26 protein-coding genes are annotated in these 20755 nt (G+C 69.9%); 18 read left to right on the top strand and 8 right to left on the bottom strand.

The window, feature by feature from the left end; genetic code table 11:
- Positions 1–9: 9 nt before the first annotated feature.
- The 6 genes from ACIBKX_RS32620 to ACIBKX_RS32595 all read left to right on the top strand — a co-directional run bounded on the left by ACIBKX_RS32620 (position 10) and on the right by ACIBKX_RS32595 (position 4257).
- Positions 10–270, top strand: a complete 261-nt coding sequence (locus tag ACIBKX_RS32620) for a MoaD/ThiS family protein (RefSeq protein WP_363269683.1) — start codon at positions 10–12, stop codon at positions 268–270.
- Positions 267–1415, top strand: coding sequence for a hypothetical protein (locus ACIBKX_RS32615; protein WP_363269684.1), 1149 nt, complete (start codon positions 267–269; stop codon positions 1413–1415). Before ACIBKX_RS32620 ends, ACIBKX_RS32615 begins: the two co-directional genes overlap by 4 nt.
- A gap of 111 nt (positions 1416–1526) precedes the next feature.
- Positions 1527–2279 carry a DUF2993 domain-containing protein gene (locus tag ACIBKX_RS32610; RefSeq protein WP_363269685.1) on the top strand — a complete coding sequence of 251 codons (753 nt, stop codon included), beginning with the start codon at positions 1527–1529 and terminating at the stop codon, positions 2277–2279.
- 428 nt (positions 2280–2707) lie between these two features.
- Complete coding sequence (locus tag ACIBKX_RS32605) at positions 2708–3553, top strand: sulfurtransferase (RefSeq protein WP_363269686.1); 846 nt, start codon at positions 2708–2710, stop codon at positions 3551–3553.
- 42 nt (positions 3554–3595) lie between these two features.
- A complete protein-coding gene (locus ACIBKX_RS32600) occupies positions 3596–3883 on the top strand; it encodes a DUF1416 domain-containing protein (protein WP_135330954.1) in 288 nt (95 codons plus the stop codon).
- Between the two features lie 110 nt (positions 3884–3993).
- The gene (locus tag ACIBKX_RS32595; RefSeq protein ID WP_363269687.1) at positions 3994–4257 is read left to right on the top strand and encodes a DUF3099 domain-containing protein; all 264 of its coding nucleotides are present in this window, start codon (positions 3994–3996) and stop codon (positions 4255–4257) included.
- Here the strand turns inward: ACIBKX_RS32595 and ACIBKX_RS32590 are convergent.
- Complete coding sequence (locus ACIBKX_RS32590; protein ID WP_363269688.1) at positions 4251–4613, bottom strand: DsrE family protein; 363 nt, start codon at positions 4611–4613, stop codon at positions 4251–4253. The genes ACIBKX_RS32595 and ACIBKX_RS32590 overlap by 7 nt on opposite strands.
- A gap of 271 nt (positions 4614–4884) precedes the next feature.
- On the opposite strand from ACIBKX_RS32590, the gene ACIBKX_RS32585 reads away from it, so the two are divergent.
- The 3 genes from ACIBKX_RS32585 to ACIBKX_RS32575 are packed head-to-tail and all read left to right on the top strand — an operon-like array spanning position 4885 to position 6923.
- The gene (locus ACIBKX_RS32585) at positions 4885–5457 is read left to right on the top strand and encodes an FABP family protein (protein ID WP_363269689.1); all 573 of its coding nucleotides are present in this window, start codon (positions 4885–4887) and stop codon (positions 5455–5457) included.
- 34 nt (positions 5458–5491) lie between these two features.
- Entirely contained in the window at positions 5492–5923 is a 432-nt protein-coding gene (locus ACIBKX_RS32580; RefSeq protein ID WP_363269690.1) for a transcriptional repressor, read from the top strand.
- Between the two features lie 34 nt (positions 5924–5957).
- Positions 5958–6923, top strand: a complete 966-nt coding sequence (locus ACIBKX_RS32575) for a folate-binding protein (RefSeq protein ID WP_363269691.1) — start codon at positions 5958–5960, stop codon at positions 6921–6923.
- Positions 6924–6952: 29 nt separating this feature from the next.
- On the opposite strand, the gene dtd is transcribed toward ACIBKX_RS32575, so the two are convergent.
- A complete protein-coding gene (gene dtd / locus ACIBKX_RS32570) occupies positions 6953–7378 on the bottom strand; it encodes a D-aminoacyl-tRNA deacylase (RefSeq protein WP_363269692.1) in 426 nt (141 codons plus the stop codon).
- 146 nt (positions 7379–7524) lie between these two features.
- Here dtd and ACIBKX_RS32565 point away from each other — a divergent pair, with 146 nt between their 5' ends.
- The 3 genes from ACIBKX_RS32565 (at position 7525) to ACIBKX_RS32555 (ending at position 10555) form a co-directional block, all read left to right on the top strand.
- A complete protein-coding gene (locus ACIBKX_RS32565) occupies positions 7525–8154 on the top strand; it encodes a hypothetical protein (protein WP_363269693.1) in 630 nt (209 codons plus the stop codon).
- Between the two features lie 107 nt (positions 8155–8261).
- Positions 8262–9239: an asparaginase gene (locus ACIBKX_RS32560; protein ID WP_363269694.1), complete on the top strand. Its 978-nt coding sequence runs from the start codon at positions 8262–8264 to the stop codon at positions 9237–9239.
- Between the two features lie 62 nt (positions 9240–9301).
- Positions 9302–10555, top strand: a complete 1254-nt coding sequence (locus tag ACIBKX_RS32555) for a GNAT family N-acetyltransferase (RefSeq protein ID WP_363269695.1) — start codon at positions 9302–9304, stop codon at positions 10553–10555.
- A gap of 129 nt (positions 10556–10684) precedes the next feature.
- Here the strand turns inward: ACIBKX_RS32555 and ACIBKX_RS32550 are convergent, their stop codons facing one another.
- Positions 10685–10870, bottom strand: a complete 186-nt coding sequence (locus tag ACIBKX_RS32550) for a hypothetical protein (RefSeq protein ID WP_363269696.1) — start codon at positions 10868–10870, stop codon at positions 10685–10687.
- Between the two features lie 204 nt (positions 10871–11074).
- On the opposite strand from ACIBKX_RS32550, the gene ACIBKX_RS32545 reads away from it, so the two are divergent.
- Positions 11075–11986: a GntR family transcriptional regulator gene (locus tag ACIBKX_RS32545; protein ID WP_363269697.1), complete on the top strand. Its 912-nt coding sequence runs from the start codon at positions 11075–11077 to the stop codon at positions 11984–11986.
- 15 nt (positions 11987–12001) lie between these two features.
- Here the strand turns inward: ACIBKX_RS32545 and ACIBKX_RS32540 are convergent, their stop codons facing one another.
- The gene (locus tag ACIBKX_RS32540) at positions 12002–12190 is read right to left on the bottom strand and encodes a hypothetical protein (protein ID WP_363269698.1); all 189 of its coding nucleotides are present in this window, start codon (positions 12188–12190) and stop codon (positions 12002–12004) included.
- A gap of 193 nt (positions 12191–12383) precedes the next feature.
- Between ACIBKX_RS32540 and ACIBKX_RS32535 the strand changes: the two genes are divergently transcribed.
- Positions 12384–13286, top strand: coding sequence for a GntR family transcriptional regulator (locus tag ACIBKX_RS32535; protein WP_363270119.1), 903 nt, complete (start codon positions 12384–12386; stop codon positions 13284–13286).
- Positions 13287–13312: 26 nt separating this feature from the next.
- Complete coding sequence (locus ACIBKX_RS32530; protein WP_363269699.1) at positions 13313–14026, top strand: HAD family hydrolase; 714 nt, start codon at positions 13313–13315, stop codon at positions 14024–14026.
- 12 nt (positions 14027–14038) lie between these two features.
- Here the strand turns inward: ACIBKX_RS32530 and ACIBKX_RS32525 are convergent, their stop codons facing one another.
- On the bottom strand, positions 14039–14221 hold the full coding sequence (locus ACIBKX_RS32525; RefSeq protein WP_363269700.1) for a hypothetical protein: 183 nt from the start codon (positions 14219–14221) through the stop codon (positions 14039–14041).
- 194 nt (positions 14222–14415) lie between these two features.
- Here ACIBKX_RS32525 and ACIBKX_RS32520 point away from each other — a divergent pair, with 194 nt between their 5' ends.
- Together ACIBKX_RS32520 and ACIBKX_RS32515 are read left to right on the top strand one after the other, a co-directional pair.
- Positions 14416–15279, top strand: a complete 864-nt coding sequence (locus tag ACIBKX_RS32520) for a GntR family transcriptional regulator (protein ID WP_363269701.1) — start codon at positions 14416–14418, stop codon at positions 15277–15279.
- A 133-nt stretch (positions 15280–15412) separates the two neighbouring features.
- Positions 15413–17377, top strand: coding sequence for a phosphotransferase (locus ACIBKX_RS32515; protein ID WP_363269702.1), 1965 nt, complete (start codon positions 15413–15415; stop codon positions 17375–17377).
- On the opposite strand, the gene ACIBKX_RS32510 is transcribed toward ACIBKX_RS32515, so the two are convergent.
- Together ACIBKX_RS32510 and ACIBKX_RS32505 are read right to left on the bottom strand one after the other, a co-directional pair.
- Positions 17358–18116 carry an ABC transporter permease gene (locus ACIBKX_RS32510; protein WP_363269703.1) on the bottom strand — a complete coding sequence of 253 codons (759 nt, stop codon included), beginning with the start codon at positions 18114–18116 and terminating at the stop codon, positions 17358–17360. The two genes, ACIBKX_RS32515 and ACIBKX_RS32510, sit on opposite strands and share 20 nt — an antisense overlap.
- Entirely contained in the window at positions 18106–19092 is a 987-nt protein-coding gene (locus tag ACIBKX_RS32505) for an ATP-binding cassette domain-containing protein (RefSeq protein WP_363269704.1), read from the bottom strand. The genes ACIBKX_RS32510 and ACIBKX_RS32505 overlap by 11 nt, the downstream gene beginning before the upstream one ends.
- A 129-nt stretch (positions 19093–19221) precedes the next feature.
- On the opposite strand from ACIBKX_RS32505, the gene ACIBKX_RS32500 reads away from it, so the two are divergent.
- Positions 19222–20004, top strand: a complete 783-nt coding sequence (locus ACIBKX_RS32500) for a TetR/AcrR family transcriptional regulator (RefSeq protein WP_363269705.1) — start codon at positions 19222–19224, stop codon at positions 20002–20004.
- Positions 20005–20009: 5 nt separating this feature from the next.
- Here ACIBKX_RS32500 and ACIBKX_RS32495 read toward each other — a convergent pair whose 3' ends face one another.
- On the bottom strand, positions 20010–20684 hold the full coding sequence (locus ACIBKX_RS32495; RefSeq protein WP_399376681.1) for a TetR/AcrR family transcriptional regulator: 675 nt from the start codon (positions 20682–20684) through the stop codon (positions 20010–20012).
- Positions 20685–20755 lie beyond the last annotated feature (71 nt).

Raw genomic sequence — 20755 nt, 5'->3', positions numbered from 1 at the left:
GAGAGTCGCATGGTGAACGGCACCATTCGCTATTGGGCCGCGGCCAAGGCGGCCGCGGGGGTCGCCGAGGAGCCGTACGCGGCGGCGACGCTCGCCGAGGCGCTGGCCGCGGCGCGGGAGCGACACCCCGGTGAGCTGGTCCGTGTCCTGCAGCGCTGCTCGTTCCTCGTCGACGGTGACCCCGTGGGTACCCGCGGGCATGAGACGGTACGGCTGGCCGAGGGCGGCACGGTCGAGGTGCTCCCGCCGTTCGCAGGAGGCGCGGTATGAGCGATCAGCGGTATGAGGGGTACGGGGAGTTCGATCCGTACGCCCAGGGTTACGCCCCTGAGCAGCAGCAGTATCCCGAGCAGGGGTACGCCCAGCAGCAGTACCCGCAGCAGCAGTACCCGCAGCAGGGGTACGTCCAGGATGCCTACACCCAGCAGTGGGAGGGGCAGACCTGGGACACGCAGATCCAGCCGTCGCCCGTGGCGGACGTGACGGACACGGCGTATCTGCCTCCGCAGGGGTATGGGGACGTCCAGCCGTCGTATGACACCCCTGCGCCTGCTTATGCGGAACCCGGCGCCGAAGGCCATGGGCACTCCGGGCCTGCGGGACGCCTCCCCATGGCAGAGGCAGCAGCGGCAGAGGCGGAAGCGCCGGCCGAGCCTCGTCTCACCGCCGCCCAGCGCGCCCGTGCCGAAGGGCGTTCGCCCGTCATCGAACCCGGTATCCAGCCCGCCGGGCTCACCGCCGTGCTCGGGCTGCTGCTTGCCGGTGGTGCCGCCATCGGGGAGTACGCGCTGCTCGTACCGCTGATCCTGCTGCAGGCCGTCACCGCCGCCGGATGGTTCCGGCTGAACGGGATGTGGCCCGCCCGGCAGGGCATCGCGCTCGCGTTCCTCGGCGGTGTCGTCGCCGATGTCGCGCTGCTCGCCGTGGGCAAGGAGCACGCGCCCGCCGCGATCCTCGGCACCCTGGGCATCTGGGTGCTGCTCGTCCTCGTGCTCCAGCTCCGCAGCCGTGCCTCCGCCGACGAGCGGATGTACGGCCTGATGGCGACCGTCGTCTCCGCCGCGCTCGCGATCGTCGCCGCCGGGCACCTCGCGGCGGCGGACGAGGCCGTGACGGTGGGGGCCATCGCCGTGGCCGTCGCCGTCATCGCCCGCGCGCTTCCGCTGCCGACGCCCGCTTCCGTGGTCGTCGCGCTGCTCGCCGCCGCCGGGGCCGGCGTCGCCGTCGGCGGCATGACGGACTACAGCAGCAAGGGCGCGCTGCTCGGTCTCGGGGCCGGGGTGTGCGCGCTGATCGGCCACCGGGTCGCCAGTTACGACTACCCGTCCCGCTTCGTGCACATGACGGCCGGTGTCGCCCTGCCCCTCGCGGCCGCCGCGCCCGCCGTCTACGTACTGGGCCGGGTCATCGGCTGATCGTCACAGGTGATCGACAGGTCCCCGGTCGGGCTCTCCCGCCGGGGACCTGTCCTTTAGGCTCGCGGCAACGACAGTTGACCTGGGGGACAAGGTGGGGGAACACCGGACATGAGCAAGCGCGCAGTGCGAATACTTCTGATCGTCGTCGTGATCCTGGGCGGCCTGTTCGTGGGCGCCGACCGTCTCGCGGTGGGATTCGCCGAGGACGAGGTCGCGGACAAGCTGCGTACCAGCGAGGGGCTCAGCGACACGCCGGACGTCTCGATCAAGGGCTTCCCCTTCCTGACCCAGGTCGTCGGCGGCACGCTCGACGACGTCGAGATCGGCATCAAGGACTACGACGCCACCTCCGGCTCCGACAAGATCCGCATCGCCGACCTGAACGCCCGGATGCAGGGCGTCGAGTTCTCCGGTGACTACAGCTCCGCGACCGCCGAGAAGGCCACCGGTACGGCCCGGATCTCGTACGACGAGCTGCTCAAGGAGGCGCAGGGCGAGCCGGTCGAGCTGCCGCTGGGCGCCACCGGCAAGGTCGTCGGCCTCTCCGACGGCGGCGACGGCAAGATCCAGGTCGAGGTCGAGGTGAGCAAGGGCGGCATCAAGCTGCCGAAGCCGGTGCACGTGCTGAGCTCGGTCCGCGTCGAGGACGACACGATCAAGGTGCACGCCGACGAGATCCCGAAGAAGATCGAGATTCTGGGCGTCACGATTCCGCTCCCCGAGGGCACGGCCCGCGATGTCACCGACTTCGAGGAGAAGGTCGGCGGGCTGCCGGGCGGCATCAAGATCGACGAGGTCAAGGCGGCGCAGGACGGCGTCAACTTCTCCGTGAAGGGCACGAACGTGAAGCTGGCGGGCTGAGGGTCCGCAGTACGAGACAGAGCCGTCCGCGCCATGGAAGCGGTGGGGGTGAACATTGCCCCCCGCCGCCGCGCGGGCGGCTTTTGCATTCAACGAATCCCAGCATGTGGATGATCGCGTCTCACCATCCGACACGCCGGTGACACGGCCGCCTCTGCGTCCCTACGATCGGACGCATGCACCGACAGGCGGACCTCACGAAGCGGCGGGCAGTGGACCTGTGCCGCATCGCCGCCATGCTCTGTCGCACCTTCTGAGCGGGAGCTCCGACTCCCGTATCCCCCAGGCCCGTTGACTCCGTCAGGGCCACCCCGTGCCGTGTACGTCGCGCCACCGCGCAATCACTGCCCGTACCCGGCATCCCCTCGCACAGCCCGCAGCACCGCAGCACCGCAGCCCCGCCGCAACTGCCCCGGAGGAGAAGAAGCATGAGCCGCAGCGACGTCCTGGTAGACGCCGACTGGGTCGAGGCCCACATCGACGACCCCAAGGTTGTCATCGTCGAGGTCGACGAAGACACCTCCGCGTACGACAAGAACCACATCAAGAACGCGATCCGCATCGACTGGACCACCGACCTCCAGGACCCGGTCCGCCGCGACTTCGTCGACCAGGAGGGCTTCGAGAAGCTCCTGTCGGCCAAGGGCATCGCCAACGACACGACCGTCGTCCTCTACGGCGGCAACAACAACTGGTTCGCGTCCTACGCCTTCTGGTACTTCAAGCTCTACGGCCACCAGGACGTGAAGCTCCTCGACGGCGGCCGCAAGAAGTGGGAGCTCGACTCCCGCGACCTCGTCGACGGCGACCAGGTGCCGCAGCTCGCCGCCACCGAGTACAAGGCCAAGGCCCAGGACACCTCGATCCGCGCCTTCCGCGACGACGTCGTGGCGGCCATCGGCTCGCAGAACCTGGTCGACGTCCGCTCGCCCGACGAGTTCAGCGGCAAGCTGCTCGCCCCGGCGCACCTTCCGCAGGAGCAGTCGCAGCGTCCGGGCCACGTCCCGTCCGCGCGCAACATCCCGTGGTCGAAGAACGCCAAGGACGACGGCACCTTCAAGTCGGACGACGAGCTCAAGGCGCTCTACGCCGACGAGCAGGTCGACCTGGCCAAGGACACCATCGCGTACTGCCGCATCGGTGAGCGCTCGGCGCTCACCTGGTTCGTGCTGCACGAGCTCCTCGGCGTCGAGAACGTCAAGAACTACGACGGCTCGTGGACCGAGTACGGCTCCCTCGTCGGCGTGCCGATCGAGCTCGGCGCCAACAAGTAACCCTCCCCGAACCGCAGCAGTGACCAGTTAGGACGTACGCATATGTGTGGAGCGAAGGCCGGCGGCCCCGACGCCTCGACCATCAAGCCCGGTGAGACCACCATCCAGGGCCAGGTGACCCGCGACGGCGAGCCCGTCAGCGGATACGTCCGCCTGCTCGACTCGACCGGCGAGTTCACCGCCGAGGTCCCCACCTCGGCGACCGGACAGTTCCGCTTCTACGCGGCCGAGGGCACGTGGACGCTGCGCGCCCTCATCCCCGGCGGCACCGCCGACCGTACGGTCGTGGCGCAGACGGGCGGCCTCTCGGAGGTCGCGATCGCCGTCTGACGGCGACGCCCATGAACGGCTGAAGGGCCGCACCCCAGGGGTTTGGACGCCACTGGCGGGGTGCGGTCCTTTGGCTATTCCGGCGGCGAAACCGGCCGTACGCTGGACTTATGTACGCGCGACGGCGCCATGTGTACTTCGCCATGATGGGGACGTGCATCGCCCTCTTCGTCCTGGCGTGGGGTGTCGTACGGCTCTGGTCGATCCCTGTCGCCGTCGGGATGTGCGTCGTGGCGATGGTGATCCCGCCGGTCGCCGCCATGGTCGCCAACCGGCGCGGTCCGGAGGACCGCTGGTGGGACGACCCTTCGGGGGACGCGAAGTCCGACGAGTGGTGGGACGAACTCGACGGGAAGCGGCGCCCCCGTCAGTAGACGAGCGCCTGCACGTCCTCCGCCACCGCCTCCTGGACGAAGACCTGCGCGCCCGCGATCCGCACCCCGTCCAGCAGGTCCTTCTCCGTGATCTCGCGGCGCGCCGCGCACTGCGTGCAGACCGTGATCCGCCCGGCCGCCAGGATCGAGTCGATCAGATCCGGCAGCGGCGCCGCGTGCGGCAGCTCGAACTCCGCCGCCCGCCCCGGAAGGCCGAACCACGACGACTCGCCGGTCAGCCAGAGCGAGACCTCCACCCCGCTGGCCACGGCCACGGCCGCCACCGTGAACGCCTGCGAGCAGCGCTCGGGGGCATCGGCCCCCGCGGTCACCTTGATCACGAGCTTCTTCGCCATGGCCGCATCGTAAGGCCACGCCGTCGGCCCCCCGTATGGCCACCTCGCAGAGAGCGGCGGGGCGTGCCCGACTAGAGTGGGAGCGGCTCTGATACCTGCCCCGATAGCTCACCGAGGAGCACCCCGTGCTTGAGGCCTTCTTCTCCGCCCTGCTGGTTCTGGTCTGCGTCGGCGTTCTCGCGTTCGCCGTTCTCTCCGTGAAGAAGCTGTACCAGGGTCAGCGCTGAGCCCCGTACGCCGCCAAGCCGCCTAGAGAACGCCTGAGCTTCCCATGATCGAGATTCCGTCCGACCTGCACCCCGACCTCGTGCCCCTCGCCTGGCTCCTCGGCAACTGGGCCGGCGCGGGCGTCACCGACTTCCCCGGCGCCGAGAAGGCGAATTTCGGCCAGGAGGTCTCCTTCGGCCATGACGGTCGGGACTTCATCGAGTACCGCTCGTACACCTGGATCCTCGACTCCGAGGGCAACAAGGTGAAGCCGCTGGAGTCCGAGACGGGCTACTGGCGCATCGACAAGGACCGCAAGGTCGAGGTCGTGATGGTCCGCGACACCGGTGTCGTCGAGATCTGGTACGGCGAGCTCGCCGACCAGAAGCCGCAGATCGACCTGGTCACGGACGCCGTCGCGCGCACGGCGGCCTCCGGTCCGTACAGCGGCGGCAAGCGGCTCTACGGCTATGTGAAGAGCGACCTGATGTGGGTCGGCGAGAAGCAGACGCCCGAGGTTCCGCTGCGGCCGTACATGTCGGCGCAGCTGAAGAAGGTCGTCTCGCCCGAGGAGGTCGCCGAGATGGCCCGCGGCCTGGGCGATCTGCCGGACGACGGCATCGCTTTCTTCAAGTAGGCCCATGTCCTACAAGTAGGCCTAGACTCCAGGTGTGGTGAGCACCGACTGGAAGAGCGACCTGCGGCAGCGCGGCTACCGGCTGACGCCGCAGCGCCAGCTCGTCCTCGAAGCCGTCGACACCCTTGAGCACGCGACCCCCGACGACATCCTCTGCGAAGTGCGGAAGACGGCGTCGGGGGTCAACATTTCCACGGTGTACCGGACCCTGGAGCTCCTGGAGGAGCTGGGCCTGGTCAGCCACGCGCACCTGGGGCACGGGGCGCCGACGTACCACCTGGCGGACCGCCACCACCATCTCCACCTGGTGTGCCGGGACTGCACGAACGTCATCGAGGCCGATGTCTCGGTCGCCGCGGACTTCACCGCCAAACTCCGCGAGACGTTCGGTTTCGACACGGATCTCAAGCACTTCGCGATCTTCGGCCGGTGCGAGAACTGCTCCACCGGGCCCACGGAGGAATAAGCGCGCCCGCGACCGGGTCGTAATGTGGGTGAACATGAAGAGCCCCCTCCTGTCCCTGCCCGGCGCCGTCCCCGCCGAGGGCGTGGACGAAGGCGTCGCCGCCCACTACGGCGATCTGTTCCGCGAGCAGCGCGCCCTCGCCGACGGCACCGGTTTCGTGGACCTCTCGCACCGCGGCGTCGTCACCGTCTCCGGCCCCGACCGGCTGAGCTGGCTGCATCTGCTGCTCACCCAGCACGTCAGCGAGCTGCCCGTCGGGCAGGCCACCGAGGCGCTGATCCTCTCCGCGAACGGCCACATCGAGCACCATCTCTCCCTTGTCGACGACGGCGAGACGGTCTGGGCACATGTCGAGCCCGGCACGACGGACGCGCTGGTGGCGTACCTGGAGAGCATGAAGTTCTACAACCGGGTCGAAGTCGCCGACCGCACCGAGGAGTTCGCGGTCGTGCACCTGCCGGCCGGTTCGATCGCACCGGTCCCGGACGGTGTCGTCGTCCGCGAGACCCCGCACGGCCGTGACCTCTTCCTGCCGCGTACGGACCTTGAGTCGTACGCCGAGGAGAGCGGCCCCGCGATCGGCATCCTCGCCTACGAGGCGCTGCGCGTGGAGGCGCACCGGCCGCGGCTCGGCTTCGAGACCGACCACCGCACGATCCCGCACGAGCTGGGCTGGATCGGCTCCGCGGTGCATCTGCAGAAGGGCTGCTACCGCGGCCAGGAGACGGTCGCCCGCGTCCAGAACCTGGGCAAGCCGCCGCGCCGCCTGGTCTTCCTGCACCTGGACGGCAGCGAGGTGCACCTGCCGGCGCAGGGCACGCCGCTGCACCTCGCGAGCGAGGGCGAGGAGGGCCGGAAGCTGGGCTTCGTCACGACGGCCGTACGCCACCACGAGCTGGGCCCGATCGCGCTGGGCCTGATCAAGCGGAACGTGCCGGTGGACGCGCCGCTCCTTGCCGCGGGCACGGCGGCCTCCCAGGAGGTCGTGGTCGAGCCGTAGCCCGGCCCGGTCCGGCCCGGGCCCGCGGGTCACATCTCCAGGAGCACCGTGAACGGGCCGTCGTTCGTCAGCGACACCCGCATCTTGGCACCGAAGCGCCCCGTGGCGACGGTGGCGCCCAGCGAGCGCAGCTGGGCGACCACCTCGTCGACGAGGGGCTCGGCGACATCGCCGGGCGCCGCCGCGTTCCAGGTGGGCCTGCGACCCTTGCGCGCATCGCCGTACAAGGTGAACTGACTGATCACCAGCAGCGGGGCGTCGATGTCCGAGCAGGACTTCTCGTCGGTCAGCATCCGAACGGACCAGAGTTTGCGGGCCAGTTGGGCCGCCTTCTCCTTGGTGTCCTGGTGGGTCACGCCCACCAGGACGCACAGTCCCTCGCCGCTGATCTCGCCGACGGTCTCGCCCTCGACGACGACGCTCGCCCCGTCCACCCTCTGCACCACTGCACGCATACGGCCCATCATGCCGTGCCCCAAGGTGTACTCCTGAACCCCCCATCCGGGGCCGATTGGGGGCACTCGCTCACATAGCGGCCATCCGGGGTGGCACCATGCTCACACGCGGTGTACCGCGCCGGTCGAGGGGACGGTAGAGCCACATGAGCACACCAAGTACCGGGCAGCCGCCCGGACCTGTGTCGCTGACCCGCAGGAGCGCCGCGGGGCACACGAACGTGCCGCGTCCGCCGACGCAGCGCACGGGCAGCCCGGTCCTGCCCGATCAGCCGGAGCACGACCTGTCCGCGCTGCTCCTGCGCGAACTGCGCGAGCTGCGGCGCGAGGCCCAGCAGAACGAGGCGGACCTCAGTTACGTACGCCGTCTGCTGCAGGGACGGATCGACATCCTGCGGGCCGAGACGGCCCGCCGCAGGGACCCCGGTGCGCCGGACCCGCAGGGGCCGGTCGGGCCGGTCGTCGACCGGCTCTCGGAGATCCTGCGGGACGCCCCGGCCCGGCACCGCTCGTCGGCCCGGCACGTGACGCTGGGCACGCCGCACAGCGCGGAGTACGGCCTCCTTGCCACGGAGATGCTGGCCGAGGTCGAGCTGTCCGACCTGGACGCCAGGACGGACGACGAGCTGCATACGGCGATGGGGCGGCTGGTCCGCTATGAGCAGCAGGTTTCCCGTCGCCGCCAGCAGCTGCAGCGTACGGCGGACGATTGCAGCGCGGAGATCGCCCGCAGGTACCGTGAAGGCGAAGCACAAGTAGACGATCTGCTCCTGTGACGCGGAGATCCCGGGGTTTCCGGAGGTCCCGGCGTTCCCGGTGATCCCCGTGATCCCGGTTTTCCGTGGGCGGTCGTCGCGTCACCTCCGCCCCGGAAGGCCGAACGATGACCTCCACCGCCACCTCCGCCGTCGGCTCCACCGGCATATCCCCGGTCCTCGCCGAGGTCGTACGTTCCGGCTTCGTCGAGGGCCGGCACAGGGGGAGCCTGGTGCTCCTCGGGACCGACGGGGGTGTGGAGCTGGCGATGGGGGACGTGTCGGCGCCGGTCTTCCCGCGGTCGGCGAACAAGCCGATGCAGGCGGCGGGGATTCTGCGGGCGGGCCTTGAGCTCTCGGGCGAGCGGCTCGCGCTGGCCGCGGCCAGCCACTCCGGGGAGGGCTTCCACCGGGACCTGGTCCAGAAGATGCTGGCGGAGAACGGTCTGACGCCGGCGGACCTGCAGTGCCCTGCGGATCTCCCTCTCGACCCGACCGAGGCCGAGACATATCTGGCAGCGGGTGCCGTTCGTGACCGGGTCACGATGAACTGTTCCGGCAAGCACACGGCGATGCTGGCGGTGTGCGAGCTGAACGGCTGGCCCACGGAGTCCTACCTCGACCCCGGGCACCCGCTCCAGCGGCTGATCCTCACCGTGGTCGAGGAAGCGGCGGGGGAGAAGGTCGCGTCGGTCGGTACGGACGGCTGCGGGGCCCCGCTCATGGCGATCTCCCTGACAGGCCTCGCCCGCGCCTTCCGGCACTTCGTCCTCGCCCCCGAGGGAAGCGCCGAGCGGCGGGTCGCGGACGCGATGCGGGCCCACCCCGAGTACGTCGCGGGCACGCGCCGCCCCGACACCTGGCTCATGCGCGAGCTGCCGGGCACCCTCTCCAAGATGGGCGCCGAGGCGGTCCAGGCCATCGCCCTGCCGGACGGCCGCGCGCTGGCCTTCAAGGTCGACGACGGCGCGACACGGGCACTGGGCCCGGTACTGGCGCGGGCACTGCGGCTGGCGGGCGTGGAGGGGGACGTCCTCGACCGGGTGGGCCACGTGCCGCTGCTGGGCGGGGGCGCCGAGGTGGGGGAGATACGGGCGGCGTTCTAGCCCCCGCCCCACCACCGGAAACCGGATGCAGCTCAGGCGGACGCAGGCCTAGCGTGGCCCGCATGAGTGAAGACATCAGTGTCAGGGGCATCACGGACGGCGACCTGGCGGAGTGGATACGCGCCGTCAAGGGCGGATTTCTGCAGCCCCTGGCGAAGGTCTCCGACGAGCTGCTCGTCAGCCGCAGGGCCACCTACGACTACGCCCGCACCCTGGGTGCCTTCGAGGGGGACCGCTGCGTCGCGACCTTCCGGTCCTTCGCGCAACAGCTCACCGCGCCCGGCGGCGCCGCCGTCCCCGCCGACGCCATCGCGAACGTCACCGTCGCGCCCACGCACCGCCGGCGCGGACTCATGAGCCGCATGATGGCCGCCGACCTCGCGGCGGCGAAGGACCGTGGTGACGTCGTCGCCACCCTCGTCGCGGCCGAGTACCCGATCTACGGCCGGTATGGCTTCGGGCCCGCCACGCTCGCCACCGAGTGGGTCATCGACGTACCGCGGGCGGGGCTGGACCCGCGCTGGTCGGGCCCGGCCGACGGCGCCCGCGTCGACCTCGTGGACAGTGACGACGTACGCAAGGAAGGCCCCCCGCTCCACGAGCGGCTGCGCGCCCGCACGCACGGCTTCACCGACCGCGACGAGCGCTGGTGGCGGCTGAACACGGGGCAGCTCGTCACCCCCGAGTACCCGTGGACCGAGCCCTTCTACGCCCTCTACCGCTCGCCGTCCGGCGAGGTCGAGGGCCTGGTCGCGTACACGACGGAGGAGAGCTGGAGCGACGGGAGCCAGCCGCAGTACGTCCTGACCGTGCTCGACCTGATCGCCACCACGCCGGCCGCCGAGCACGCCCTGTGGCGCCATCTCTGCTCGATCGACTGGGTGACCACGGTCAAGACGGGCAACCGCGCCCCCGACGACCTGCTCCCGCTGTTGCTGCCGGACGCCCGCGCGGCCCGCGTCGGCAAGCAGGCGGACTGGCTCTGGGTGCGGATCCTGGATGTCGTACGGGCGCTGGAATCGCGTACGTACGAGTCGTCGGCGTCCCTTGTCCTGGAGATCGGCGACCGCGCGGGCTTCGCCGCGGGCCGCTTCCGGCTCGACGCGACACCGGACGGGGCGAGCTGCGCACCGACCGCGGACCCGGCCGAACTGTCCCTCGATGTCGGCGAGTTGGGGACACTGTGGCTCGGCGACGAGTCCGCGGAGCGGTTGGCGCGGGCCGGGCGCCTCGCGGAGGAGCGGGCGGGCGCGCTCGCTGCCGCCGACTCCCTGTTCCGAACGCGGAGGCGCCCGTGGTGCCCGGACCTCTTCTGACGGATCTTCTTCTGTTGGATCTTCTTCTGGCGGATCCACTTCTAATGGATCTTCTTGAACTGTTCTGATGTTGACGACTGACCGGACTCCCGGCTCCCCTCCGGATGGGAGCCCGGTCAGCCCGCTCTGTCAGCCCGACTGGGCAAGGAGCAGGACGAGGATCACGGCCCCGACCCCGCTGAGCTTGGTGTTCTTGGCTTTGATGCCCACGGTCAGCAGGACGAAGGCGACGATGCCCAGAGGTCCGTACTTCCACTGGATGAGCTGCTCGAATCCGATGGCGAGGGCTGCTATGACGATGGCGATGAGCGGCATGACGTTCCCCCTTTCGGGATCGGGCGGGGACCCGGTCCCATCCGGTCGGCAGCCATCCGATGGCCAACCACTGGCGGCCAACCCCCAAGGGTTCTGCCAGGTTGCCTAAGTTGGCTACCAACTTCACCTGACTTATCTCCGCGATGGCTCGACTCATAACCACCTTCCGAGCAACTCCCCAAAGATGGCGCGAAGTTGTACTGTTTGGTTGTGAGCCCGGAACATGCCCCCGTCAATGGGATCAAGAGGCCGCATCGGTCGCACCGCGAGGTGGCCGACGAGTTGCGCGACCGGATCAGGTCCGGTGCGCTGCGGCCGGGCCAGCGGATGCCGACCCAGGCCGAGTTGTCGGACGAGTTCGGTGTCGAGCGCGGTGTGGTGCGCGAGGCGCTGCGCATCCTGCAGCGCGAGAACCTGCTGGCGAACGTCTCCAAGGGCAGCCCCGCGACGGTCGCCGACACCCGTGGCCGCCCGCTCTCCGGTCCGGGCGGGATCAAGCCCCAGCCCACGATGGTCGGCCTCGCCCCTCGGATAGCCGCCGCGTTCGAGAGCCCGCACGTGGAGATCGACGCGCTCTGCCTCACGTCCATCTCGCTCACGATGGCGATAGGGGAACCGCTCCGTCAGATTCACGCCGGACAGCGGAAACCGGCCAAGGTCGACGTGCGGGTGCTGCTGCCGAGCCGCGACATCGACCTCGCCTTCCCGGCGCCGGTGGACAGCGGGGACGACGAGGCGGGCCACGTGCACCGCCGCTGGCTCGACCAGCGCAACGCGCAGGGGCAGGTGCTGCGGCACAACCTCCAGGCGCTGCGGGCCTCGCACGGGATCGACGTGAATGTGTCGTTCCGTGCGCTGCCGTTCACGCCGCCGGTCAAGCTGTATCTGCTGAACGGCTCGGAGGCGTTGTTCGCGTACTACACGCTGACCAAGCGCGGCGAGGAGATCGGCCAGGAGTACCTGGAGATGTACGACGCGCAGGGCGCGCAGTCGATGCTGTTCCCGTTCCAGCAGGGGGACGGGTTGCGGGACTCGACGTTCGTGGAGCAGTCGCAGCTGTGGTTCAACGCGCTGTGGGGGACGATCAGCCAGGACCTGGAGCTGGCGCAGGGCTGACCGTGCCGGGGTGGCCTAGAGTGCGGGCCCGGTCATCATCAGCGCGAGGACGACGGCGCCGATGGAACTGCAGGTGGGGCTCTTCGCCTTGACCCCGACGGTGAGCAGCAGCAGTCCGACGATCCCCATGGGGCCGTACCGCCACTGCACGAACTGCTCGAAGGTGACGGCGAACACGGCTGCGAGGAGGGCGAGGACGGTCATGGTGGTTCCTCCTTCTGCCTGCTGGGATCCATGGGGTCCATAGGGTCCATAGGGTCCATCGGGTCCATGGGATCCAGAACTTCTGCCATCTTGAGTAAGTTGGCAACCAACTTCACTTAAGTTGTCCCCACTTGGTCCGACAACATAAACAACTTCAAGACAACTGCCCAGAGATGGCGGGGAGTTGTATCGTCTGGTCGTGACCCAGGAGAACGTTGCAGTGAACGGCAGTAGAAAGCTCTCCCCCCAGGACATCGCCGACGCCCTCCGCGACCGCATCCGCTCCGGCACCCTCAAACCGGGTGACCGACTCCCCACCCAGGCGGTGCTCGCGGAGGAGTTCGGCGTGGAACGGGGCACGGTGCGCCAGGCGTTGAAGACGCTGCAGGGTGACGGGTTGCTGGCGAACGTGAGCAAGGGGAGCCCGCCGAGGGTCGCGGCGAACCCGGCCCCGTCCGCGTCGGCGGCCGGCGTGGAGCCGCAGGCGTCGATGGTCGGCCTCGCGCCCCGCCTGGTGGAGGCGTTCTCCGAACCCCACGTACGGATCGACGTGGTGTCGTTCACGGCGGAGACGCTGATGATCGCGCTGGGCGAGCCGGTGCGGCTGATCCACGAGGGCGGCATCCGCCCCGAATCCATCTCCGTACGCATCCTGCTCCCCAGCAGCGACATCGAGCTGGCCTTTCCCCAGCCGGTGGAGGGGGCGGACGAGCGCGAGAAGAGCCGGGTCCACCAGCGCTGGCTCCAACTGCGCAACACCCAGGGTCAGGTGCTGCGCCACAACCTGCTCGCGCTGCGCACGTCGCACGGGATCGCCGTGGACGTCTCGTTCCGCGCCCTGCCCTTCACCACGCCCGTGAAGCTGTACCTCCTGAACGGGCGGGAGGCGCTGCTCGCGTACTACACGGTGGAGCGGAGCGTGCTGGACGTGGACAGCGGGGAGGTGGAGGCGTACGACGTGGGTGGTCTGGCGTCCCCGCTCTTCTCCTTCGAGAAGCAGGCGACCCAGCGGGACACGGCATTCGTGGAAGAGTCCCAGAAATGGTTCGACGCCCTCTGGGCAACCATCTCGACTGACCTGACACTCTCTTGGTGACTTCTGATACGACGCAGACTGAGTGGATGGCAGAAGAGACCGAGAACCTTCGAGAACTGATCACCCCTGCCCGTTTCGTGCTCTTCGACTTCGACGGGCCCATCTGCCGCCTCTTCGCCGGGCATTCGGCGGAGCGGATCGCGGAAGGGCTGGTGCGCGGTCTGGAGGAGCGGGGGCTGCATGGCCTGCTGCCGGACGCGGTACTGGAGGAGGCCGATCCGCAGGCCGTGATGCGCGCCGTGGCTGCGCGGGACCCCGGCAGCGATCTGATCGCCGAGGTCGAGGCGCAGCTGACCGGGCAGGAGTTGCGGGCCACGGCGACCGCGATGCCCACCCCGTACGCCGATCCGCTGATCCAGACCTGGGTCGGTGTCGGCGCCAGGCTGGCCGTCACCACGAACAACTCCGCCCGTGCCGCGGCGAAGTACCTCGAGTCCCGGAAGCTGACGCACTGCTTCGCCCCGCACATCTACGGCCGGACACAGGATCTCGACCTCCTCAAGCCGAACCCGTACTGCCTCAACCGCGCCCTCAGCGCCATGGGCGCCGACCCCTCGGTCGCGCTGATGATCGGAGACGCCCCGACGGACTACGAGGCCGCGGTGCGCGCCGGAGTGCACTTCCTGGGCTACGCGCGTAACGGCCGCAAGGAAGGGCTGCTGCGCGACGCGGGGGTCAAGCGGGAGCACATCGTGGGCTCGCTCGAACCGGTGCTCGCGCTGCTCCGTGAGCGAGGCTGAACCGGCTGCCGGTCAGGCCTGAGCCATCAGCAGCACGAAGATCACCGTTCCCACGTACAGCGATGCGCCGTTGCGCGTCCGCATGCCCAGGACGACGAGGAGAAGGCCGAGCAGCCCCATGGCGCCGTACCGCCACTGGACGAACTGTTCGAGACCGAGCACCACGACGGCCGACAGCAGTTGGAAGATGGCCATGTCCGTTCCTCCCCCGGAATCCCGGAATCCGTGTATCCCTGTGTCCCTGAATGGATCTCCCTGTCAGTCCAATTGGACTGAATAGCTGAGGGAGTTGTCCCCCTGTACGGACATCGACTAACTAACTGGCATATGGCATCGCTTAGTTGACTGAAACTGGTCCGCTTGATGGAGGCGAGCGGTACCGTCATGGTGTGAGTGGCGAACCGGTCGGCTCGGGCGGCAAGGAGTTCCAGCGCGTCCTCGGCGAGCTGCGCAAGCGGCTGTCGGACGGCACCTATCAGGTCGGCGGGCGACTGGCCGCCCAGCGGAGTCTCGCCCAGGAGCTGGACGTCTCACGCGACACCGTCCAGCGGGTGCTGCGCGTGCTCACCGCCGAGGGCTGGATCCAGCCCCGTCAGGGCAGCGGCGCCCGAGTGATCAAGGTGCCGCAGGTGCATTCCACCTCCCCCGCGGGCGAGCGGGTGCATCTGGGACAGCTCATCGGCCGGACCTTCGAGCAGCCCGAGGTCACGCTCGACGTCTCGACGCTGACCTCCGAATCCCTCGACGCCCATCTCCATCTGCAGGCGGAGCGCATCCAGGCCGGGGAGATCCGGCCGCAGCGGATCGCGGTCCGGCTGCTGCTGCCCTCCGAGTCGCTGCACCTGCCCTACCCGCGCGCCAAGGACGCCCCGGAAGACCCCAGGCCGCAGGAGCGCCTGCTCTCCATCACCCGGGCGCGCACCCAGTCGCTCCGCGAGGTGCTCCGGGAACTGCGGACCGAAGGCCTGGTGCCTTCCGTGGCGGTGGAGATCCGGCGGGTGCCCATGGCACCGGCGTTCAAGCTCTATCTCCTGAACGGAGCCGCGGCACTGTTCGGCCCGTACCAGGCAGTGGAGCGCCGCATCCTGCTGGACGACGGCGACGAGGTCGATGCCGTGGACGTGCTCGGCCTCGGCTCCGACCTGATCCACTACGTCAAGGAGGAGGGGCCGGGGGCGGAGTCGCAGGGCTCGCTGTTCGTCCGCGCCATGGAGTCCTGGTTCAACTCCTGCTGGGATCTGCTCGCCGAGTAACGCCGAGTGGGCGGACGCGTTACAACGGATGGCTTCTCTCGCCCGTTCGCCTCCCCTGCGTCGTGCGGAATGGTGGGCGCCGTTAAGGTATGCAGCAAATTCGGGGTACGCGCGCGAGCATCAGGAGCGGCACGTGTCGATCAGGACCTGGCCGGATGGATCCGTGATCTTCCGCGCTGTTCGCCCCGTACTCCCCGAACTGCCGGACCACCTGGTCACCGCAGGGGACCTGGAGGCGCTGCGCTACACGGCCGGCGTACCGCTCGCGCGACTGTGCGAGGACGGGAAGCCGGTGGACCCCGCACTGATCAGGGAGCTCGCGGACCTGCTCGGGCGGCTGGTCCTGGTCCGCAGGGAGACGCTCCCGGAGCCGCTCGGCGGCTGGCCGCACAACGAGAAGGACAGCAGAGGGTTCCTGGGCGAACTCGCCAGACGTACGCATGAGGGCTACGTACGGTCCAATTGGAACGAATTCGGCGGCCTGTTCGCCGCGTTCGGCATCGAACCGGACGCCCTGACCCGCTGCGCCGAGCGCGCTCCCGCGATGTCACGCCGCCCGTACAGCCTGCTGAACACGGACCTGCGGCGGGAGACCGTCCTCGTCTCGTGCGACCGTGACCGTCCGGCCAGCGTCGACTGGGCGCAGGCGACCTACGGCGACCCCGTGTACGACCTGGCGTCCCACCTGGTGCGCATGCGGTATCCCGATTTCCAGTGGCAGGAAGTCATCGAGGCCTGGGTCTTCGCGATGCGCAGGCGGAGACCCGCGGCCGTGACCGGAGCCACGAAGGACGTCTGGAGCTATATCGCCTTCGAGCAGGTACGGGCCGTCCATCTCGACGTGATGCGGGCGGCCGAGTCGCTGGGGGACGAGCTGGACAGCACGCGTCTGGTCGAGGCTGCGGACTCCGTACGCCAGTCCCTGGACGCCGCGGCGCAGGCGCTCGGCCTCGGCCGGCTGCCCAGCTGGAGCGTCATCGAGTCGGCGCTCTTCCGCTGGCAGGCGGCCCGGATCGAGGGGCGACGCGCGACGGCACCGGGCAGCGGTCCCCGCCCCGCCCCCGTGCTCACCTGGGAGCCCGACGAACGTGTGCCGGAGCGCCCGGACTTCCCCCGGACCGCAGTGCTCGAAGCGCTGGCCGCGGAGGGCGCGGCGCAACAGCACCGGGTGTTCAAGGGCACCGCCCATCTCAACACGGTGGTGCGGGTGACCGGCATCGACCGTCCTGTCGTGGTGCGCCGCAAGGCAGGCGCCGGGCCGCGTCGCGAGGGGGGCTTCCTCAGCGAACACGCCGTACTCGCCGCCATCGAGAAGTCCGGTGCCGGCATCAGCGCGCCGAAGGTGCTCGCACTGGGGACCAGCGACCGGGAGGACCCGTTCGCGGTCCACTCCTACGAAGGTCCCCTCGGCTGCGAACAGCCGCCGAATCACCCCGTCCACGGACTGCTGCCGCACGAGGCGGACAACCTCGTCGACCAGCTGAACGCCCTCACCCAGGTCGACTACGGACAGCTGGACCCGGCGGCGGAGCAGTCGGACTTCTACGGCTGGCTCAGCAGCGAACTCGTCCGGTTCGTGCGCTCGCTGCCCGACGAGTCCCAGCGCCAGGCCCGCAGGCGGGGCCTGCCCGACAGCCATCGGCTGCGGGAGATCCTCGGCAGGCACCGGACGGCGCCGCGCACCTCGGTACTGCTCCACGGCGACCTCAACCCGTGGAACCTCGTGCGGACCGGGCACGGGCGGCTCACCGTGATCGACTGGGAGCTGGCCATGATCGGCGACCCCCTGTACGACCTGGTGCGGCATCTGCATCTCACCCCGACAGGAGCGGAGATCCGGCGCCGGATGTTCGAGCGCTGGAGCAAGGTGCTCCCGGCCGGATGCACTCAGGGGTGGGAGCAGGACTGGCGGGTCTACCGGTGGATCGAGCTGGTCCGGTCCGCCTACGTGGATCTGGACCGGATGGAGACCGGCGTTGCCGTGGACAGCCCCAACGTGCGGCGCGCGGTCGATTCGTACGCGATGACACTGGCTGCGGCGAAGGCTTCCCTGGGCCTTCCGGGGCGCCCGCCCCGCGTCAGCCCGTCCGCCTCCTGAACAAGACCCCCGCCCCCACCACCGAACCCAGCAGAATCCCCGCGCACCACGTCAGGGCCACCCAAGGCGTGTGGCCCACCGGCTCGTTGAGGAGCAGGCCGCGCAGGGACTCGATCACCTGGGTCACCGGCTGGTTCTCCGCGAAGGGCTGGAGCCAGGTCGGCATGGTGTCCGTGCGGACGAACGCGCTGCTGGGGTAGGGGAGGAAGCTCACGAAGAAGGTGAAGCCTCCCGCCGCCTCGGGGGACTTGGCCAGGAGGCCCACCGTTGCCGAGAGGTAGGACAGGGCCAGGATGAACGCCAGGAGGATCGCCGCGGCCGCCGGCCAGCCGGCCGGGGTCGCCGACGGGCGGAAGCCGATCGCGAAGGCCAGGGCCAGGACCAGGGTCGTGGCGAGGAGGTTGCGGGCCACCGAGGCCAGGACGTGACCCGTGAGGATGGGCACGCCGCCGATGTCCAGCGAGCGGAAGCGGTCGATGATGCCGCCCTTGAGGTCCTCCGTCACCGCGATCGCCGTGTTCGACGAGCCGAAGCCCGCGCAGAGCAGGAGGACTCCGGGGACCACGTAGGTGACGTAGGCGCCGGTGTCCGTCTCGATCGCGCCGCCGAAGAAGTAGACGAAGATCAGGAGCAGCATCACCGGGAGCGCCAGGGATGTGATCAGGGCGTCCACGTTGCGGCGGCTGATGCGTATCGCCCTGCCGGTCATGATCAGGGCGTTCGTGGCGTCATCGGCCATGGGGGGTCCTCGTCCTCGTGGGGTGCGGGGTGGCCCGGCCCGGCTGCGTCAGGCTCAGGAAGACGTCGTCCAGCGTCGCCGTGTGGAGTGCGACGGTGGCCAAGTCGGTGTCGTGCGGGTCCAGTTCGGTGAGGAGGCCCTTTACGTTGCCTGCCGTGCCGTCCGTCGGGAAGCCCAGGGTCAGGGTTTCGGGGGAGTGGTGGACGGCATGGGAGGAGAGGCGGGCGTAGGCCTCCGCGCTGGTCAGCGTCGCGTCCAGGCGGTGGCCCGCCACGCGGGACTTCAGTTCTGCCGCCGAGCCCTCCGCCGCCAGCCGGCCCTCGTGCAACACCGCTATGCGGTCCGCCAGTTGATCGGCCTCCTCCAGGTACTGCGTCGTCAGGAACACCGTGGTGCCCTGCGTCGCCGTCAGCTCGCGGACCAGCCGCCACATCTCCCTGCGGCTGCGCGGGTCCAGGCCCGTCGTCGGCTCGTCAAGGAAGATCACCTCGGGGTTCCCGACCAGACCCGCCGCCAGGTCGACGCGGCGGCGCATGCCCCCGGAGTACGTGCGCACCAGACGGTCGCCCGCTTCGGCGAGGTCGAAACGGGCGAGGAGTTCGGCCGCCCGAGTCCGGGCCGCCCGGCGTGACAGGCCCGCCAGTCGCGCCATCATGCGGAGGTTCTCCGCGCCGGTCTGCGTCTCGTCGACCGCCGCGAACTGGCCGGTCAGGCTGAGCGCGCGGCGGGCCGCCCGGCGCTCCGTGCGGATGTCGTGGCCCGCGATCCGAGCCGTCCCCGCGTCGGGTTCGGTCAGCGTGGCGAGGATCCGGACCGCCGTCGTCTTTCCCGCGCCGTTCGGGCCGAGGAGGGCGAAGACCGTTCCGGGGGCCACGTGCAGGTCTATGCCTTGCAGGACCGGGACGGTTCCGCCGCCCCCGGTCGCGTACGACTTCTTCAGGCCCTCTGCCGTGATCGCTTCGGGGGGTGGGGGCATGGTGTGGTTCGCCCTTCCTCGTCGTTGACCGTTCCATTCTTCTGCGTAAGGCTTACGCGTTACTGGGTAAGGGTTACGCAGAACTACCATGTGCGTCAAGCACGGCAGCTCAGGAGGAGGCGGCGGCGTATGGCAGGGGCGGCGGGCGGTTCTGGCGCGGGTGACACGGGGCTGTCCGCGAGCCTCGAGACCGCCTGGGGGCTGCGCGAGCGGCCCTCGAAGGGGCCGAAGCCGGGGCTGACGCTCGACCGCATCGTCGAGGCGGGCATCGGTGTCGCCGCCACGGACGGCATCGGTGCGGTGTCCATGGGGCGGGTCGCCAAGGCGCTCGGGGCCTCGCCGATGTCCCTCTACCGGTACGTCGCCTCCAGGGACGAGCTGTACGTCCTCATGCAGGACGCCGCCACGGGAGCGCCGCCCGCGTTCCCGGCCGGCGTCACGGGGTGGCGGGCCCGCCTCGAGTGGTGGGCGCGGGCCCAGCGCGAGGTGCTGCGGCGCAACCTGTGGCTCGTACGCATCCCCATCACCTCACCGCCCGCGACCCCGCACCAGCTGGAGTGGATGGAGCAGGGGCTCGCCGCGCTCGACGACAGCGGGATCGAGGACGGGTGGAAGGTGTCCGTCCTCATGCTCGTCGGCGGGTTCGTGCGCAACGAGGTCGGGCTCATGGCCGACCTGGGTGCGGCCATGACGGCGGACGGCCGGGATCCCGGCCAGGCCATGCGGGGCTACTCACGCACCATCGACGCGCTGACCTCCGTCGACCCGGAGCGCTTCCCCTCGCTGCGGCGGCTGCTCGGGACCGGGATCTTCGAGGAACCCGACGGCGAGGACACGGAGTTCGACTTCGGGATCGCCCGGCTGCTGGACGGGGTGGCGGTGCTTGTGGCGGACTCCCGGAGGGAGTCCTAGCCGCCTCAGTGCGGCAGGCCCGAGCGGAGTCTGCCGAACGCCCGGTTCGCCGACACCACCGCGTCCGGCCACACCTCGTCCGCGCTCTCGCCCGCGTCGATCCTGCGCCAGTTCTCCAGCGCCAGGATGCGTTGCACGGCGATGATCTGGCCGGCGGCGAGCCGCGCGGGGAGGGCTTCGCCGCCCAGTGCCTCGGCCAGGGCGCGCTCCGAGCGGTCCTGGTACTCGTACATCCGCGCCACCAGTGACGGCGTCCCGTACATCAGCCGCTGGAAGGCCAGTACGTGCGGGTTGTCGCAGAGCCCCGTCACCGGGTCCCGGCGCTCAAGGCCGTCGAGGAAGTGGCGCTGGAGGGCTTCCAGGGGGGTGCGCCTCGCGGGGCGGTCCGTGACGACGCGGGCCGCCTCGTCCTGGTGGTCGGCGAAACGGTGGAGGACGAGGTCCTCCTTGGTGGGGAAGTAGCGGAACAGCGTCGGCTTGGAGATCTCGGCCGCGGCGGCCACCTCCGCGACCGGCACGTTCTCGAAGCCCTTCTCCAGGAAGAGGGCGATCGCGGCGTCGGAGACCGACTGGTACATCCGCTGCTTCTTGCGCTCGCGCAGGCCGGGGGCGCTGGTGGCGGCTCCGATTGTGCCGGGGGCGCCGGTGTCGGTCCCGGAGGCCGCTTCTTCTGCCGTCATGGGGGCAGCCTACCCCACGGATGATTCAGGGTTACGAATTTAACAGTGGAAGGAATTTAACCAGAGCGCAA

It is taken from the genome of Streptomyces sp. NPDC050658 (assembly GCF_044457025.1).
GTDB lineage: Bacteria > Actinomycetota > Actinomycetes > Streptomycetales > Streptomycetaceae > Streptomyces.
Note: the sequence above shows the minus strand (reverse complement) of the source record. Positions and strands in the feature narration are given on the sequence as shown.

Bases quoted from the DNA above. Each gene is read 5' to 3' on its own strand.
- ACIBKX_RS32615 (WP_363269684.1), top strand. From the start codon at position 267: ATGAGCGATCAGCGGTATGAGGGGTACGGGGAGTTCGATCCGTACGCC.
- ACIBKX_RS32555 (WP_363269695.1), top strand. From the start codon at position 9,302: ATGAGTGAAGACATCAGTGTCAGGGGCATCACGGACGGCGACCTGGCG.
- ACIBKX_RS32565 (WP_363269693.1), top strand. From the start codon at position 7,525: ATGAGCACACCAAGTACCGGGCAGCCGCCCGGACCTGTGTCGCTGACC.
- ACIBKX_RS32600 (WP_135330954.1), top strand. From the start codon at position 3,596: ATGTGTGGAGCGAAGGCCGGCGGCCCCGACGCCTCGACCATCAAGCCC.
- ACIBKX_RS32610 (WP_363269685.1), top strand. From the start codon at position 1,527: ATGAGCAAGCGCGCAGTGCGAATACTTCTGATCGTCGTCGTGATCCTG.
- ACIBKX_RS32620 (WP_363269683.1), top strand. From the start codon at position 10: ATGGTGAACGGCACCATTCGCTATTGGGCCGCGGCCAAGGCGGCCGCG.
- ACIBKX_RS32500 (WP_363269705.1), top strand. From the start codon at position 19,222: ATGGCAGGGGCGGCGGGCGGTTCTGGCGCGGGTGACACGGGGCTGTCC.
- ACIBKX_RS32585 (WP_363269689.1), top strand. From the start codon at position 4,885: ATGATCGAGATTCCGTCCGACCTGCACCCCGACCTCGTGCCCCTCGCC.
- ACIBKX_RS32510 (WP_363269703.1), bottom strand. From the start codon at position 18,116: ATGGCCGATGACGCCACGAACGCCCTGATCATGACCGGCAGGGCGATA.
- ACIBKX_RS32590 (WP_363269688.1), bottom strand. From the start codon at position 4,613: ATGGCGAAGAAGCTCGTGATCAAGGTGACCGCGGGGGCCGATGCCCCC.
- ACIBKX_RS32575 (WP_363269691.1), top strand. From the start codon at position 5,958: ATGAAGAGCCCCCTCCTGTCCCTGCCCGGCGCCGTCCCCGCCGAGGGC.
- ACIBKX_RS32595 (WP_363269687.1), top strand. From the start codon at position 3,994: ATGTACGCGCGACGGCGCCATGTGTACTTCGCCATGATGGGGACGTGC.
- ACIBKX_RS32505 (WP_363269704.1), bottom strand. From the start codon at position 19,092: ATGCCCCCACCCCCCGAAGCGATCACGGCAGAGGGCCTGAAGAAGTCG.
- ACIBKX_RS32495 (WP_399376681.1), bottom strand. From the start codon at position 20,684: ATGACGGCAGAAGAAGCGGCCTCCGGGACCGACACCGGCGCCCCCGGC.
- ACIBKX_RS32550 (WP_363269696.1), bottom strand. From the start codon at position 10,870: ATGCCGCTCATCGCCATCGTCATAGCAGCCCTCGCCATCGGATTCGAG.
- ACIBKX_RS32605 (WP_363269686.1), top strand. From the start codon at position 2,708: ATGAGCCGCAGCGACGTCCTGGTAGACGCCGACTGGGTCGAGGCCCAC.
- ACIBKX_RS32560 (WP_363269694.1), top strand. From the start codon at position 8,262: ATGACCTCCACCGCCACCTCCGCCGTCGGCTCCACCGGCATATCCCCG.
- ACIBKX_RS32525 (WP_363269700.1), bottom strand. From the start codon at position 14,221: ATGGCCATCTTCCAACTGCTGTCGGCCGTCGTGGTGCTCGGTCTCGAA.
- ACIBKX_RS32530 (WP_363269699.1), top strand. From the start codon at position 13,313: ATGGCAGAAGAGACCGAGAACCTTCGAGAACTGATCACCCCTGCCCGT.
- dtd (WP_363269692.1), bottom strand. From the start codon at position 7,378: ATGCGTGCAGTGGTGCAGAGGGTGGACGGGGCGAGCGTCGTCGTCGAG.
- ACIBKX_RS32540 (WP_363269698.1), bottom strand. From the start codon at position 12,190: ATGACCGTCCTCGCCCTCCTCGCAGCCGTGTTCGCCGTCACCTTCGAG.